The following is a 13,690-nucleotide window of genomic DNA, read 5'->3' on the forward strand; positions in this document are numbered from 1 at the left end:
ATTCGCACACTCGCACACTCACACGATGCGATGGCAATACGGAGACAACAATGAGCAAAGAATGGCCCCTGTGGGAAGTCTTCATCCGCAGCCAGCACGGCCTCGCCCACAAGCACGTCGGCAGCCTGCACGCCCCTGACGCCGAGATGGCCGTCAACAACGCGCGCGACGTCTACACGCGCCGCAACGAAGGCGTCTCGATCTGGGTCGTGCGCGCCGCCGACATCGTCGCCAGCAGCCCGGCCGATAAAGCGTCGCTGTTCGAGCCAGCCAACAGCAAGGTGTATCGCCACCCGACGTTCTTCCCGATGCCGGAAGAAGTCAAGAATCTGTGAGCGTGCCGGAGACCAATCCCATGGATGCAAAAATCGACTACCTGCTGCGCCAGGGCGACAACGCCCTGATCCTGTCGCAGCAACTGTGCCAGCTGTGCGGCAAGGGGCCGGCACTCGAAGAAGACATGGCGCTGTCGAACGTGGCGCTCGACCTGCTGGGCCAGACCCGCATGTGGCTGTCGTACGCCGCCGAACTCGAAGGCCAGGGCCGCGACGAAGACCGCCTGGCCTTCCTGCGCGACAGCGGCGAGTACCGCAACTGCATCCTGCTCGAGCAGCCCAATGGCAGTTATGCCGATGTCGTCATGCGCCAGTTCCTGTTCGATGCGTGGCATTACTTCCTGATGGATGGCCTGACCCGCTCGAGCGATCCGCGTATCGTCGAGATTGCGGCCAAGTCGCTCAAGGAAGTCACGTACCACCTGCGCCGCAGCGGCGACCTGGTGGTGCGCCTGGGCGACGGCACGCCCACCAGCCACGCGATGATGCAGACCGCGCTGGACGACCTGTGGATGTACAGCGGCGAGATGTTCCTGTACGACGCGATCGATGAGGCGATGGTGGCAGAGGGCGTGGCGCCGGCCGTCGGGCCGCTGCGTGAAGCCTATCTGATCCACCTGGCCGAGATATTTGCCGAAGCCACGTTGACCATGCCATCGCCCGACGCCTGGATGCAGCGCGGCGGCAAGCAGGGCCGGCACAGCGAGCGCCTCGGCTTCATCCTGGCCGAGATGCAGTTCCTGCAGCGCGCCTATCCGGGCGCGGCCTGGTGATGACTGCGCTGGCCGTTTCGGTCGAGCAGGTCTGGGCCTGGCTGGGCGAAGTCGCCGATCCGGAAATCCCCGTCATCTCGATCGTTGACCTGGGCATCGTGCGCGACGTGGCGCTGGACGACGACACGTGGGTGGTGACGATCACGCCGACGTATTCGGGCTGCCCGGCCATGAACGTGATCGCCGACAGCGTGGGCGACGCACTGCGCGCGCATGGCCTCGAACGCGTGCGCATCGCGACGCGCCTGGCGCCCGCCTGGACCACCGACTGGATGAGCAAAGCCGGCAAGGCCGCGCTCACCGGTTACGGCATCGCGCCGCCCGTGCAGCAGGCGATCGACATCAGCGGCCTGCACGCAGGGATCCGCCGCCGCGCCGCGCCTGCCGTGAGCTGCCCGCACTGCGGTTCGGCCCACACCCAGCTGACCAGCGAATTCGGCTCGACCCCGTGCAAGGCGCTCTACAAGTGCCTCGATTGCCGCGAGCCTTTCGATTATTTCAAGTGTCATTAAAGCCCAGCATGAGCCAATTCCATCCTCTCACCGTCAGCAAGGTGAAACACGAAACGCGCGACGCCGTGTGCGTGACGTTCGACGTGCCGCCGGCATTGAAAGAGACCTTCGCCTTCCGCCAGGGCCAGTACCTGACGCTGCGCACCACGATCGATGGCGAGGACGTGCGCCGTTCGTACTCGATCTGTTCGGCAGTGCAGGACGACCAGTTACGCGTGGCGATCAAGCGCACGCCCGGCGGCCAGTTCTCGAGCTGGGCCAACGACAGCCTGCAACCGGGCGCGCAGCTGGACGTCATGCCCCCGAGTGGCAACTTCAATGTGCCGCTCGACGCGGCCAGCGCTCGCCACTACCTGGCGTTTGCCGCCGGCAGCGGGATCACGCCGATCCTGTCGATCGTCAAGACCACGCTGCTCGCCGAACCGGGCAGCCGCTTCACGATCGTGTACGGCAACCGCGCCTCGTCGAGCGTGCTGTTTCGCGACGAACTCACCGACCTGAAGGACCAGTACATGGACCGCCTGCGTCTGGTCTACGTGATGAGCCGCGAGCAGCAGGACATTGAACTCTTTAACGGGCGCATCACCGAAGACAAGTGCACGCAGTTCCTGCGCCAGTGGATCGACATCAAGGCGATCGACGTCGCCTTTATCTGCGGCCCCGAAGACATGATGCATGGCGTCTCGCGCGCGCTGCAGGCGGCCGGGCTGGCAAAAGAGCAGATCCGCATCGAGCTGTTTGCCGCGAGCGTGCCGACCCGCGAGCGCACGCCGCGCGCGGTTGCTGCCAGCGCGCGCCAGCACACCGAGGTGACCGTGATCATGGACGGTAGCGCCGCCAGCTTCACGATGGACCGGGACACCGAATCGCTGCTGGACGCGGGCCTGCGCGCCGGCATCGACATGCGCTATTCATGCAAGGGCGGCGTGTGCTCGACCTGCCGCTGCAAGGTACTTGATGGCGAAGTAGAGATGGACGTGAACTACGCGCTGGAAGACTATGAAGTCGCGCGCGGGTTCGTGCTCAGCTGCCAGAGTTTCCCGGTGACCGACAAGGTGGTGGTGGATTTCGATATCGCCGAATAACCACGCGCCACCAGAACAAGAACGGAGACCACGATGAACTACGACAGCATCCAGTTCAAGGCAGAAGGCGGCGTCGCCATCCTGACCCTGAACCGCCCCGATCGCCTCAACAGCTTCACCCGCGCCATGCACCTCGAAGTGCGCGATGCGCTTGCCCGCGTGCAGGCCGACCAGTCCGTGCGCGTGCTGGTGCTGACCGGCGCCGGCCGCGGCTTTTGCGCCGGCCAGGATCTCGCCGACCGCGCCGTCGACCCGGGCGCCCCCAGTGTCGACCTGGGCGCCTCGGTCGAAGAGTTCTATGCGCCGCTCGTGCTGACGCTGAAGAACCTGCCGATGCCCGTCATCTGCGCCGTCAACGGCGTGGCCGCCGGCGCCGGGGCCAACCTGGCGCTGGCCTGCGACATCGTGCTGGCCGCCCGATCGGCCAGCTTCATCGAAGCGTTCAGCAAACTGGGCCTGATCCCGGACACCGGTGGCACCTGGCATCTGCCGCGCCTGATCGGCCCCGCGCGCGCGATGGGCCTGGCCATGCTGGGCGAAAAACTCAGTGCCGAAAAGGCCGAGGCCTGGGGCCTGATCTGGCGCTGCGTGCCGGACGAGACGCTGATGGACGAAGCGCTGGCCATGGCACAACACTTTGCCGCGGCGCCGACCAAGGGCCTGGCATTCACCAAGCGCGCCTTCCAGGCCAGCTACACCAACACTTTGGCGCAGCAGCTGCAGCTCGAAGCCGACATGATGCGCGAACTCGGTAACAGCCACGATTACCGCGAAGGCGTCGCCGCGTTCCTGGCCAAGCGCGCGCCGCAGTTCAAGGGGGAGTGAGGATGCAGTCACTGCCACCGCATTCGACGATTGCCGTCATCGGCAGCGGCGCAATGGGCGCGGGCATCGCTCAGGTCGCGGCCACCGCCGGCCATCAGGTCCTGCTGTTCGATACCCGCACTGGCGCCGCCGACAAGGCCATCGCGGAGATCGGCGCCACCTATGCGCGCCTGGTCGCCAAGGGCCGCATGGGCGCCGTCGAATCCGATCTCGCGCGCGAGCGCTTGCGCCGCATCGATGCCTTGCACGAAGCGTCCGGTGCGGTGCTCGTCATCGAGGCCATCGTCGAAGACCTGCAGGTCAAGCGCGCGCTGTTTGCCGCGCTCGAAGCCGTCGTCGCCAGCGACTGCATCCTGGCGACCAACACATCGTCGATCTCGGTCACGGCCATCGGCGCGCAACTGGCGCACCCCGAACGCCTGGTCGGCATGCACTTCTTCAATCCGGCACCGCTGATGGCGCTGGTGGAAGTGGTGAGCGGCCTGGCGACCGGGCGCGATGTCGCGCAGGTCGTGTATGCCACCGCCGAAAAATGGGGCAAGAGCCCCGTGCATGCCAAGTCGACACCCGGCTTCATCGTCAACCGCGTGGCGCGCCCGTTCTACGGCGAAGCCTTGCGCCTGCTGCTCGAACAGGCGGCCGACGTGGCCACGCTCGACGCCGTCATGCGCGACTGCGGCGGTTTTCGCATGGGCCCCTTCGAACTGATGGACCTGATCGGGCATGACGTCAATTTCTCGTTCACGCAGTCGGTGTTTGCGGCGTACTTTGGCGATCCGCGCTTCACGCCATCGGTGCTGCAGCAGGAGCTGGTCAATGCGGGTTATCTGGGCCGCAAGACGGGGCGCGGTTTCTATCGCTATGGCGACGGGGTGGAGACGCCGGTCGCGCAATCCGAAGCTGCGTGCGATCGGCCGGCGGCGATCAAGTACGCAGGCGCGCCCGGCAGCGTCGATGCACTCGTCGCGCGGCTGCAGGCTTGCGGCATCGAGCTGACCGAGATCGAAGCGGCACCGGGCCTGTACTGCGGCGGCGCGGCGATCCATCTGACTGACGGGCGCAGTGCCACCGAGCGCGCGCAGGCGGATAACCAGCGTGACACGATCGTGTTCGACCTGCTGTTCGACGCTGCCAAGGCGCCGCGCATCGCGCTCGCCCGCGCCGACGGTTGCAGTGATGACGCATGGCGCGCGGCAGTCGGCCTGTTCCAGGCTGCCGGCTTCACCGTCACGCGTCTGGACGACGTGCCCGGCCTGGCCGTGATGCGCACGGTAGCGATGCTGGCCAACGAAGCGGCCGACGCCGTCCACCAGGGCGTGTGCAGCGCGCGCGCCGTCGACATCGCGATGCAGAAGGGCGTGAATTATCCGCGCGGGCCGCTGGCCTGGCTGGATGCGATCGGCATGGGGCAGGTCGTGACCGTGCTGTCGAACCTGGCCGCGACGTATGGTGAAGACCGCTACCGCGTCTCGCCGCTGCTGCGCCGCAAGCTGGCTGCCGATCCGCAGGGGGCGCGCTTTCATGCATGATGGTCAGGATCAGAACGCACAGGCGCTGGCCGAGCTGGCCGGGCGAACGATGTACGAACGCGACCCGGCCAGCCAGGCGCTGGGCATGCTGCTGGCCGGGATCCGGCCCGGCTACGCGCGCATGACGATGACGGTGCGCGCCGACATGCTCAACGGGCACGCGACCTGCCACGGCGGCTACATCTTCATGCTGGCCGACAGCGCCTTTGCCTTCGCCTGCAACTCGCACAACCTCAGCACCGTGGGCGCCGGCTGCACGATCGATTATCTCGCCCCTGGCCGCGCGGGCGACGTGCTGGTGGCCGAGGCCACCGAGCAGGCGTTGCAGGGCAAAACCGGCGTCTACGACGTCACGGTGAAGACCGCGGACGGGCGCACCATCGCGCTGTTTCGCGGCAAATCGCATCGCATCAGCGGCACCGTGGCGCCCGTGGACGCCTGAACCACAAGGAGTCGACAGATGGTCCAACACCTTCCCGCACCGGGCGACCTGGAACCGATCGAGCGCGCCAGCCGCGACGAATTGCAGGCGCTGCAACTGCAACGCCTGCAATGGACGCTGCAGCATGCGTATGACAACGTGCCGCACTACCGCGCCGCGTTTGACGCCGCAGGCGTGCATCCGACCGATCTCAAGACACTCGCCGACCTGGCGAAATTTCCGTTCACCGAAAAGAAGGCCCTGCGCGACAACTACCCGTTCGGCATGTTCGCCGTGCCGCGCGAGCAGGTGGTGCGCGTGCATGCCTCGTCCGGCACCACCGGCAAGCCCACCGTGGTCGGCTACACGCAGAACGATATCGACACCTGGGCCAACATCGTCGCGCGTTCGATCCGCGCCGCCGGCGGGCGCCGGGGCGACCTGGTACACATCGCCTACGGCTACGGCCTGTTCACCGGGGGCCTGGGCGCGCACTACGGCGCCGAGCGCCTCGGTTGCACGGTGGTGCCGATGTCGGGCGGACAGACCGAGAAGCAGGTGCAGCTGATCTGCGACTTCAAGCCATCGATCATCATGGTCACGCCGTCGTACATGCTCAACATCATCGAGGAATTCGCGCGCCAGGGGCTCGATCCCGCAGCGTCGTCGCTGCAGGTCGGCATCTTCGGCGCCGAGCCGTGGACCGATGCGATGCGGCGCGAGATCGAGACGCGTGCCGGCATCGATGCGGTCGACATCTACGGCCTGTCCGAGGTGATGGGCCCCGGCGTGGCCAGCGAATGCATCGAGAGCAAGGATGGCCCGGTGATCTGGGAAGATCATTTCTACCCCGAGATCATCGACCCCGACACGGGCGAGGTGCTGCCCGATGGGCAAGAAGGCGAGCTGGTATTCACGTCGCTAACCAAGGAAGCGCTGCCGATCATCCGCTACCGCACCCGCGACCTGACGCGCCTGCTGCCCCCGACCTCGCGTGCGATGCGCCGCATGGGCCGCATCACCGGGCGCTCGGACGACATGCTGATCATCCGCGGCGTGAACGTGTTCCCCAGCCAGATCGAGGAACTGGTGCTGCGCATGCCGGCACTGGCGCCGCACTACCAGCTGGTCGTGGCGCGCGACGGCCATCTCGACACGCTCGAGGTGCTGTGCGAGCTGCGCGATACGCTGCTTGCGCCGGACGCCGTGGAAGCGCAGGCGCGCGAGCTGCAGCACTGCATCAAGACCTATGTCGGCGTGACCACGCGCGTGCGCCTGCTGCCACCGCAAGGCATCGAGCGCACGCTGACCGGCAAGGCCCGGCGTGTGGTCGACGGCCGTCCCAAACAATGAACAAGGAAACCAGCATGCTTGACGCTTTCATCTGCGACGCCATCCGCACACCCTTCGGCCGCTACGGCGGGCTGCTCTCGACCGTGCGCGCCGACGACCTGGCCGCGCTGCCCATCGCCGCGCTGATGGCCCGCAACCCCGGCGTGGACTGGACCCAGGTCGACGACCTGTTCTACGGCTGCGCGAACCAGGCGGGCGAAGACAACCGCAACGTCGGCCGCATGGCCGTATTGCTGGCCGGGTTGCCGCAGGACGTGCCGGCCAACACGATCAACCGCCTGTGCGGCTCGGGCATGGACGCCATCGGCACCGCTGCGCGCGCGATCAAGGCCGGCGAAGCGCAGCTGGTGATCGCGGGTGGCGTCGAGAGCATGACGCGCGCGCCGTTCGTCATGGGCAAGGCCGACAGCGCGTTTTCGCGCGCCGCAAAAATCGAGGACACGACGCTCGGCTGGCGCTTCGTCAATCCGCGCATGAAGGCGCAGTACGGCATCGACTCGATGCCCGAGACGGCCGAAAACGTGGCGCGCGAATTCAATGTCAGCCGCGCCGACCAGGACGCGTTCGCGCTGCGCAGCCAGCAGCGCTGGGCGCAGGCGCATGCCGCTGGCGTCTTCAAGGACGAGATCGTGCCGGTCACGCTCCAGGGCAAGAAGGAAACGCGCATCGTCGATACCGACGAACAGCCGCGCGCCGATTCCAGCATCGAAGCGCTGGCGAAGTTGAAGGGCGTGGTGAGCCCGGACGGATCGGTCACCGCCGGCAATGCATCGAGCCTGAACGACGGCGCCTGCGCGCTGCTGCTGGCTTCCGGCGAGGCTGCAGCGCGCCACGGCCTGACGCCGCGCGCCCGCGTGATCGGCATGGCCACCGTCGGCCTGGCGCCGCGCATCATGGGTTTTGGTCCGGCGCCGGCCGTCAGGAAGCTGCTGGCGCAGACGGGCTTGAGGCTGGACCAGATGGACGTGATCGAATTGAACGAAGCGTTTGCCGCGCAGGGCCTGGCCGTGCTGCGCGACCTGGGCGTGCCGGACGACGCGGCGCACGTCAACCCGAACGGCGGCGCAATCGCGCTGGGGCACCCGCTGGGGGCGTCCGGTGCACGCCTCGTCATGACCGCAGTGAACCAGCTGCACCGCACGGGCGGGCGCTACGCGCTGTGCACGATGTGCATCGGCGTCGGCCAGGGCATCGCCCTGATCGTCGAGCGGGTCTAGCAGCATGGTCAAAGTCTATGAAATCGATGGCGTGCGGCCCGTCGTGCATCCGAGCGCCTACGTGCATCCTTCTGCCGTGTTGATCGGCGACGTGATCGTCGGCCCGCGCTGCTATATCGGCCCGTGCGCAAGCCTGCGCGGCGACTTCGGGCGTCTGATCCTGGAGGAAGGCGCCAATCTGCAGGATTCATGCGTGATGCACGGCTTTCCGCTGGAAGACACCGTCGTCGAAGTCGATGGCCACATCGGCCACGGCGCCGTGCTGCATGGCTGCCGCGTCGGGCGCAATGCGATGGTCGGCATGAACGCGGTGGTGATGGACAAGGCGGTCGTCGGCGCGGAATCGATCGTCGCCGCGATGAGTTTCGTGAAAGCGGGGATGGTGATCCCGCCGCGCTCGATGGTCATGGGCGCGCCGGCCAAGGTGGTGCGCGAACTGACCGACGACGACGTCGCGTGGAAGAGCTTCGGCACGCGCCAGTACCACGAACTGGCCGTGCGCTCGCTGCAGACCATGCGCGAAGTCGATGCCGACACCGCCGTGGCGCCGGACCGTGGCCGCATTGCTTTCGACACGAGCGCGCTGCACACGCCGAAGTCCTGAACCTACTGGAGATTACATGGGCCACATCCCGACACTGCAAAGCCTGATCGCCGGCCGCTGGCACGGCGCCGCATCGCATACGCCGCTGCACAGCGCGCTCGACAGCACCCTGATTTATCACACGCACGCCGAGAAGATCGACTTCGATGAAGCACTGACCTTCGCGCGCAAGACGGGCGTCAGGGCGCTGATGCGCCAGACGTTCCAGGAGCGCGCGGCCACGCTGAAGGCGCTCGCGCTGTACCTGATGGAGCGCAAGGAAGAACTGTATGCGATCTCGCACCTGACCGGCGCGACGCGCCAGGACAGCTGGGTCGACGTCGAAGGCGGCATCGGCACGCTGTTCGCCTACGCCAGCATGGGCTCACGCGAGCTGCCGTCGTCGAATGTGCTGCATGAAGGCCCGGCCATCGCGCTGGGCAAGCAGGGCGGCTTTGCCGGCACCCACATCCTGGTGCCGCGGGGCGGCGTGGCGGTGCACATCAACGCGTTCAACTTTCCGATCTGGGGCTTGCTCGAGAAATTTGCGCCGAGTTTCCTGGCCGCGATGCCATGCATCGCCAAGCCGGCCACCGCCACCAGCTACCTGACCCACGCCGTGGTGAAAATGATGGTGGACGCGAACCTGCTGCCCGATGGCGCGCTGCAGCTCGTGATCGGCAGTACGGGCGACCTGCTCGATCGCCTCGGTGGTTTTGATGCCGTCACGTTCACCGGTTCGGCCGACACGGCCGCGATGCTGCGCGCGAACGGGAACCTGATCCGCGCATCGGTGCCGTTCACCGCCGAAGCCGACTCGCTCAATTGCGCGGTGCTGGCACCCGACGTGACGCCGTCCGATCCCGAGTTCGACCTGTTCATCAAGGAAGTCGCGCGCGAGATGACCGGCAAGGCCGGCCAGAAGTGCACGGCGATCCGGCGCGTGATCGTGCCGGAAGCGCTGGTCGACGCAGTCGGCGAGCGGTTGCGCGAGCGCCTGGCGAAGATCACGGTGGGCGATCCGAAGGTGGAGGGCGTGCGCATGGGCGCACTGGCGTCGATGGACCAGCACCGCGACGTGAGCGCGCGGGTCGAGCTGCTCGCGCGCGGCAACGAGGTGCTGTTCGGTGCACGCGACGGGTTCAAGCCGGTGGGCGAGAATGTCGCCAGCGGCGCCTTCTTCGCACCGACGCTGCTGTTGTGCCGCAATGCGATGGTCAACGACGCCGTGCACGACGTGGAAGCCTTCGGCCCGGTCAGCACGCTGATGACCTACACCGACATCGACGAAGCCCTTGAACTGGCGGCGCGCGGCAAGGGCAGCCTGGTGACCACCTTTGCCACGAAAGATCCGGCGCTGGCTGCGTACGCGGTGCCGATCGTGGCGGCGTCGCATGGCCGCGTGCTGATCCTCGATCGCGAGGCGGCCGTGGACAGCACCGGCCACGGCTCGCCGCTGCCGCAACTCAAGCACGGCGGGCCAGGGCGCGCCGGTGGTGGCGAAGAACTGGGCGGCATCCGCGCCGTGAAGCATTTCCTGCAGCGCGCGGCGGTGCAGGGTTCGCCCACGATGCTGGGCGCCGTCACGGGCGAATACGTGCGCGGCGGCGCGGTCAAGGAGAGCGACCTGCATCCGTTCCGCCGGCATTTCGAGGACCTGGAAGTCGGGCACTCGCTGCTGACGCACCGGCGTACGGTGAGCGAAGCCGACATCGTCAACTTCGGCGGCGTGTCGGGCGACTACTTCTACATGCACTTCGACGCCATCGCAGCCAAGGACACGCAGTTCGGGCAGCGCATCGCGCACGGCTACTTCGTGCTGTCGGCGGCGGCGGGCCTGTTTGTCTCGCCGGCGCCAGGACCGGTGCTGGCCAATTATGGGCTGGACAACCTGCGCTTCGTGGCGCCGGTGGCGATCGGTGACACGATCCGCGCGCGCCTGACCTGCAAGCGCAAGGTCGATCGCAACCGGACGGACGAACAGGGACGGGGGCAGGGCGTGGTGGCGTGGGACGTGCAGGTGACGAATCAGCGCGATGAGCTGGTGGCCAGTTATGACATTTTGACGCTGGTGCAGAAGCGCGCAGTGGACGAATCGTCTTTGCATTGAGCGAACGCGTGGACGGGGAAACCGACTGCGCGTCCCGGTCCACCCTACCATCCGGTGCATTGCGTAGGGTGGACGGCTGCGCCGTCCACGCGTTCAACGAACGTCGAACGATTTAAAAAATCACGAGCGCGTACGCTGCAGGCGCAGCAAGCCTTCACCCGTACGGATCGCCCGCAAATCATCGTAATCCGGCACGCCGGTGACGTCGGTCTCGACCGGATGCTTGTGCGTGGCGGTGACCATCACGCTGTCCATGCCGGCGGCGGCGGCCGATTGCAGGCCGGCCAGTGTGTCTTCGAACACAAGGCATTCTTCCGGGCGCATGCCCAGCTTCTCCGCGCCAAGCAGGAACGGATCCGGCGCCGGCTTGCCGTGCCTGACGTCTTCGGCTGCGACCAGCACCGGCGGCAGCGGCAGGCCGGCTGCGGCGATGCGTGCCTGGGCCAGCGCGCGCGGCGCCGACGTCACGATCGCCCAGCGCTCCGCTGGCAGCGTGGCCAGGAAGGCAGCCACACCGGCAATCGCCTCGATGCCGTCGACGTCCTCGATCTCGGCCTGCGTGATGCGGTGCGCTTCTGCTTCCGCATCGATGTCCGGCAGGCCCAGGCCGCGCACGGTGTCGATGCTGCGCTTGCCGTGGATCGTCGGCAGGAACACGTCGACGTCCAGCCCGTGGCTGCGGGCCCAGTCGGCCCAGACGCGCTCGGCGGCGATGATGGATGTCAGGATGGTGCCGTCCATGTCGAACAGGAAGGCGGCGTAGTCGCGTGCGGGCAATGCGGTCATGGCGTCATCAATCTAAAAAGGCATGGAAAAGCGGGCCGGCGCTGGATCAGCGCCGGCCCGCTCCAAGGGTATGGAATTACTCGGCCAGCTGCTTGCGCACGCGCTCGATGGCGATGCGGACCTGGTTCGGCGCGGTGCCGCCCACGTGGTCGCGCGCGGCCACCGAACCTTCGAGCGTGAGTACCGCGAACACGTCCTGCTCGATCAGCGGCGAGAACGTCTGCAGCGTCTCGAGCGACATCTCGGACAGGTCGCAACCTGCATCGTCGCAGGCGCGCACGGCATGCGCCACCGCTTCGTGGGCGTCGCGGAACGGCAGGCCGCGCTTGACCAGGTAGTCGGCCAGGTCGGTGGCCGTCGCATAGCCCTGCAGCGCGGCCGAGCGCATGTTGTCGGCCTTGACCGTGATGCCCGAGGCCATGTCGGTGAAGATGCGCAGCGTGTCCATCACGGTGTCGATCGTGTCGAACAGCGGCTCCTTGTCTTCCTGGTTGTCCTTGTTGTAGGCCAGCGGCTGGCCCTTCATCAGGGTCAGGAGGCCAATCAGGTGGCCATACACGCGCCCGGTCTTGCCACGGGCGAGTTCCGGGACGTCCGGGTTTTTCTTTTGCGGCATGATCGACGAGCCGGTGCAGAAGCGGTCGGCGATGTCGATGAAGCCGATGCGCGGGCTGATCCACATGACCAGTTCTTCGGACATGCGCGAGATGTGCATCATCAAGATCGATGCGGCGGCCGTGAACTCGATCGCGAAGTCGCGGTCTGACACTGCATCGAGGGAGTTGTGGCACACGTCATCGAAGCCCAGCGTTTTCGCCACGCGCAGCCGGTCGATCGGGAAGGTGGTGCCGGCCAGTGCGGCGGCGCCCAGCGGCAGGCGGTTCACGCGGCGGCGCGCGTCGAGCATGCGCTCGGCATCGCGGCCGAACATTTCGACGTAGGCCAGCATGTGGTGGCCAAAGGTGATCGGCTGGGCCACCTGCAGGTGCGTAAAGCCCGGCATGATCGTGTCGGCGTGGCGTTCGGCCAGGTCGGTCAGGGCGCCGCGCAGGCTGGCAAGCAGCGTGACGATGTCGTCGATCGCGGCGCGCACGTACAGGCGGATGTCGGTTGCGACTTGGTCGTTGCGCGAGCGGCCCGTGTGCAGGCGTTTGCCGGCGTCGCCCACCAGTTCGGTCAGGCGCTTTTCGATGTTCAGGTGCACGTCTTCGAGGTCGAGCAGCCATTCGAAGGTGCCGGCGTCGATCTCGGCCCGGATCTGCGTCATGCCGCGTTCAATTTCAGCGCGGTCGTGCTCGCTGATGATGCCTTGTGCAGCCAGCATCTCGGCGTGCGCCAGCGAGCCCTCGATGTCGTGCGGGGCCAGGCGTTTGTCGAAGAAGACCGATGCGGTGTAGCGCTTGACGAGATCCGATACGGGTTCGGAGAAGCGGGCAGACCAGGCTTCGGCTTTTTTGGAGAATTGTTCGGTCATGGTGGGATTCCGGTTGGGGATCCCTTGATTATAAACTGCGCTGCCTGTGTGCCATGCGGCATGGCTGCCGGGCTCATAGGAAGGCCCGCAGGCGGGGGGCTGGCGAAATCCGGGGTGGCACGCCACATCGCCGCTTGCGTTGGTACCAATCGGCGCTAAAATGACTTTTTGTCACCTTGTGCAGGCCATGATGACGAACGATTCCAGCTTTGATGTCAGCACCGACCAGACCCGGCTCGACATCCCGATGATCTACCGCTTCCTCAGCGAGCAGTCCACCTGGGCGGTGGGCATCTCGCGGCCCGTCGTCGAGCGCGCCATTGAGAACTCGCTGTGCTTTGGCGGCTACCTCGATGGCCGACAGATTGCGTTCGCGCGCGTGATCACCGATTTTTCCACCTTCGCCAACCTGGTCGATGTGTTCGTCTTGCCGGAATACCGTGGCTGCGGCTACGGCAAACAATTGATGGGCGTGGTCATGCGGCATCCCAGCCTGCAGCAATTGCGCCGCTTCACGCTGGCCACATCGGATTGCCACAGCCTGTACGAACGCTTCGGGTTCACGCCACCGTTGCGTCCAGAGACATTGATGGAGCGTTACTTTCCCAACATCTACTTATCCTGAGCGCACTCAACATGGCGACGTGAAACTGGAATCAGGCTTACGCTGATGACTTATCGGGGGAA

At 66.5% G+C, this 13,690-nt stretch carries 14 protein-coding genes; 12 read left to right on the forward strand and 2 right to left on the reverse strand.

Annotation, left to right across the window (positions count from 1 at the left end; all coding sequences use genetic code 11):
• Window positions 1–50: 50 nt before the first annotated feature.
• The 11 genes from paaB to paaZ are packed head-to-tail and all read left to right on the forward strand — an operon-like array spanning window position 51 to window position 10,743.
• Window positions 51–335 carry a 1,2-phenylacetyl-CoA epoxidase subunit PaaB gene (paaB, locus tag AC56LN_RS01245; protein ID WP_482896280.1) on the forward strand — a complete coding sequence of 95 codons (285 nt, stop codon included), beginning with the start codon at window positions 51–53 and terminating at the stop codon, window positions 333–335.
• A gap of 20 nt (window positions 336–355) precedes the next feature.
• On the forward strand, window positions 356–1,108 hold the full coding sequence (gene paaC, locus AC56LN_RS01250) for a 1,2-phenylacetyl-CoA epoxidase subunit PaaC (RefSeq protein ID WP_499569531.1): 753 nt from the start codon (window positions 356–358) through the stop codon (window positions 1,106–1,108).
• The gene (paaD, locus tag AC56LN_RS01255; RefSeq protein WP_499570763.1) at window positions 1,108–1,620 is read left to right on the forward strand and encodes a 1,2-phenylacetyl-CoA epoxidase subunit PaaD; all 513 of its coding nucleotides are present in this window, start codon (window positions 1,108–1,110) and stop codon (window positions 1,618–1,620) included. The genes paaC and paaD overlap by 1 nt, the downstream gene beginning before the upstream one ends.
• 8 nt (window positions 1,621–1,628) lie before the next feature.
• The gene (paaE, locus tag AC56LN_RS01260; protein WP_499569532.1) at window positions 1,629–2,705 is read left to right on the forward strand and encodes a 1,2-phenylacetyl-CoA epoxidase subunit PaaE; all 1,077 of its coding nucleotides are present in this window, start codon (window positions 1,629–1,631) and stop codon (window positions 2,703–2,705) included.
• A 33-nt stretch (window positions 2,706–2,738) separates the two neighbouring features.
• Window positions 2,739–3,530, forward strand: coding sequence for a 2-(1,2-epoxy-1,2-dihydrophenyl)acetyl-CoA isomerase PaaG (gene paaG / locus AC56LN_RS01265; RefSeq protein WP_499569533.1), 792 nt, complete (start codon window positions 2,739–2,741; stop codon window positions 3,528–3,530).
• Between the two features lie 2 nt (window positions 3,531–3,532).
• Window positions 3,533–5,059, forward strand: a complete 1,527-nt coding sequence (paaH, locus tag AC56LN_RS01270) for a 3-hydroxyacyl-CoA dehydrogenase PaaH (RefSeq protein ID WP_499569534.1) — start codon at window positions 3,533–3,535, stop codon at window positions 5,057–5,059.
• Entirely contained in the window at window positions 5,052–5,501 is a 450-nt protein-coding gene (gene paaI / locus AC56LN_RS01275; protein WP_499569535.1) for a hydroxyphenylacetyl-CoA thioesterase PaaI, read from the forward strand. Before paaH ends, paaI begins: the two co-directional genes overlap by 8 nt.
• An 18-nt stretch (window positions 5,502–5,519) precedes the next feature.
• Window positions 5,520–6,833, forward strand: coding sequence for a phenylacetate--CoA ligase PaaK (paaK, locus tag AC56LN_RS01280; protein WP_499569537.1), 1,314 nt, complete (start codon window positions 5,520–5,522; stop codon window positions 6,831–6,833).
• A gap of 14 nt (window positions 6,834–6,847) precedes the next feature.
• The gene (pcaF, locus tag AC56LN_RS01285) at window positions 6,848–8,050 is read left to right on the forward strand and encodes a 3-oxoadipyl-CoA thiolase (RefSeq protein WP_499569538.1); all 1,203 of its coding nucleotides are present in this window, start codon (window positions 6,848–6,850) and stop codon (window positions 8,048–8,050) included.
• A gap of 4 nt (window positions 8,051–8,054) precedes the next feature.
• Complete coding sequence (locus AC56LN_RS01290) at window positions 8,055–8,654, forward strand: phenylacetic acid degradation protein PaaY (protein ID WP_482896271.1); 600 nt, start codon at window positions 8,055–8,057, stop codon at window positions 8,652–8,654.
• 16 nt (window positions 8,655–8,670) lie between these two features.
• Window positions 8,671–10,743: a phenylacetic acid degradation bifunctional protein PaaZ gene (gene paaZ, locus AC56LN_RS01295; protein ID WP_499569539.1), complete on the forward strand. Its 2,073-nt coding sequence runs from the start codon at window positions 8,671–8,673 to the stop codon at window positions 10,741–10,743.
• Between the two features lie 120 nt (window positions 10,744–10,863).
• Here paaZ and AC56LN_RS01300 read toward each other — a convergent pair whose 3' ends face one another.
• Both AC56LN_RS01300 and argH read right to left on the reverse strand, forming a co-directional pair.
• Entirely contained in the window at window positions 10,864–11,529 is a 666-nt protein-coding gene (locus AC56LN_RS01300; protein WP_499569540.1) for an HAD-IA family hydrolase, read from the reverse strand.
• 76 nt (window positions 11,530–11,605) lie between these two features.
• On the reverse strand, window positions 11,606–13,003 hold the full coding sequence (gene argH / locus AC56LN_RS01305; RefSeq protein WP_499569541.1) for an argininosuccinate lyase: 1,398 nt from the start codon (window positions 13,001–13,003) through the stop codon (window positions 11,606–11,608).
• A 187-nt stretch (window positions 13,004–13,190) separates the two neighbouring features.
• Between argH and AC56LN_RS01310 the strand changes: the two genes are divergently transcribed.
• Window positions 13,191–13,628 (forward strand): GNAT family N-acetyltransferase, encoded by a 438-nt coding sequence (locus tag AC56LN_RS01310; protein WP_499569543.1) that lies wholly within the window; start codon window positions 13,191–13,193, stop codon window positions 13,626–13,628.
• Window positions 13,629–13,690: the final 62 nt, after the last annotated feature.

It is taken from the genome of Telluria sp. ZT3P26, from assembly GCF_059686035.1.

Bases quoted from the DNA above. Each gene is read 5' to 3' on its own strand.
- AC56LN_RS01300 (WP_499569540.1), bottom strand. From the start codon at position 11,529: ATGACCGCATTGCCCGCACGCGACTACGCCGCCTTCCTGTTCGACATG.
- AC56LN_RS01310 (WP_499569543.1), top strand. From the start codon at position 13,191: ATGATGACGAACGATTCCAGCTTTGATGTCAGCACCGACCAGACCCGG.
- pcaF (WP_499569538.1), top strand. From the start codon at position 6,848: ATGCTTGACGCTTTCATCTGCGACGCCATCCGCACACCCTTCGGCCGC.
- paaK (WP_499569537.1), top strand. From the start codon at position 5,520: ATGGTCCAACACCTTCCCGCACCGGGCGACCTGGAACCGATCGAGCGC.
- paaE (WP_499569532.1), top strand. From the start codon at position 1,629: ATGAGCCAATTCCATCCTCTCACCGTCAGCAAGGTGAAACACGAAACG.
- paaH (WP_499569534.1), top strand. From the start codon at position 3,533: ATGCAGTCACTGCCACCGCATTCGACGATTGCCGTCATCGGCAGCGGC.
- paaG (WP_499569533.1), top strand. From the start codon at position 2,739: ATGAACTACGACAGCATCCAGTTCAAGGCAGAAGGCGGCGTCGCCATC.
- paaZ (WP_499569539.1), top strand. From the start codon at position 8,671: ATGGGCCACATCCCGACACTGCAAAGCCTGATCGCCGGCCGCTGGCAC.
- AC56LN_RS01290 (WP_482896271.1), top strand. From the start codon at position 8,055: ATGGTCAAAGTCTATGAAATCGATGGCGTGCGGCCCGTCGTGCATCCG.
- paaB (WP_482896280.1), top strand. From the start codon at position 51: ATGAGCAAAGAATGGCCCCTGTGGGAAGTCTTCATCCGCAGCCAGCAC.
- paaI (WP_499569535.1), top strand. From the start codon at position 5,052: ATGCATGATGGTCAGGATCAGAACGCACAGGCGCTGGCCGAGCTGGCC.
- paaD (WP_499570763.1), top strand. From the start codon at position 1,108: ATGACTGCGCTGGCCGTTTCGGTCGAGCAGGTCTGGGCCTGGCTGGGC.
- paaC (WP_499569531.1), top strand. From the start codon at position 356: ATGGATGCAAAAATCGACTACCTGCTGCGCCAGGGCGACAACGCCCTG.
- argH (WP_499569541.1), bottom strand. From the start codon at position 13,003: ATGACCGAACAATTCTCCAAAAAAGCCGAAGCCTGGTCTGCCCGCTTC.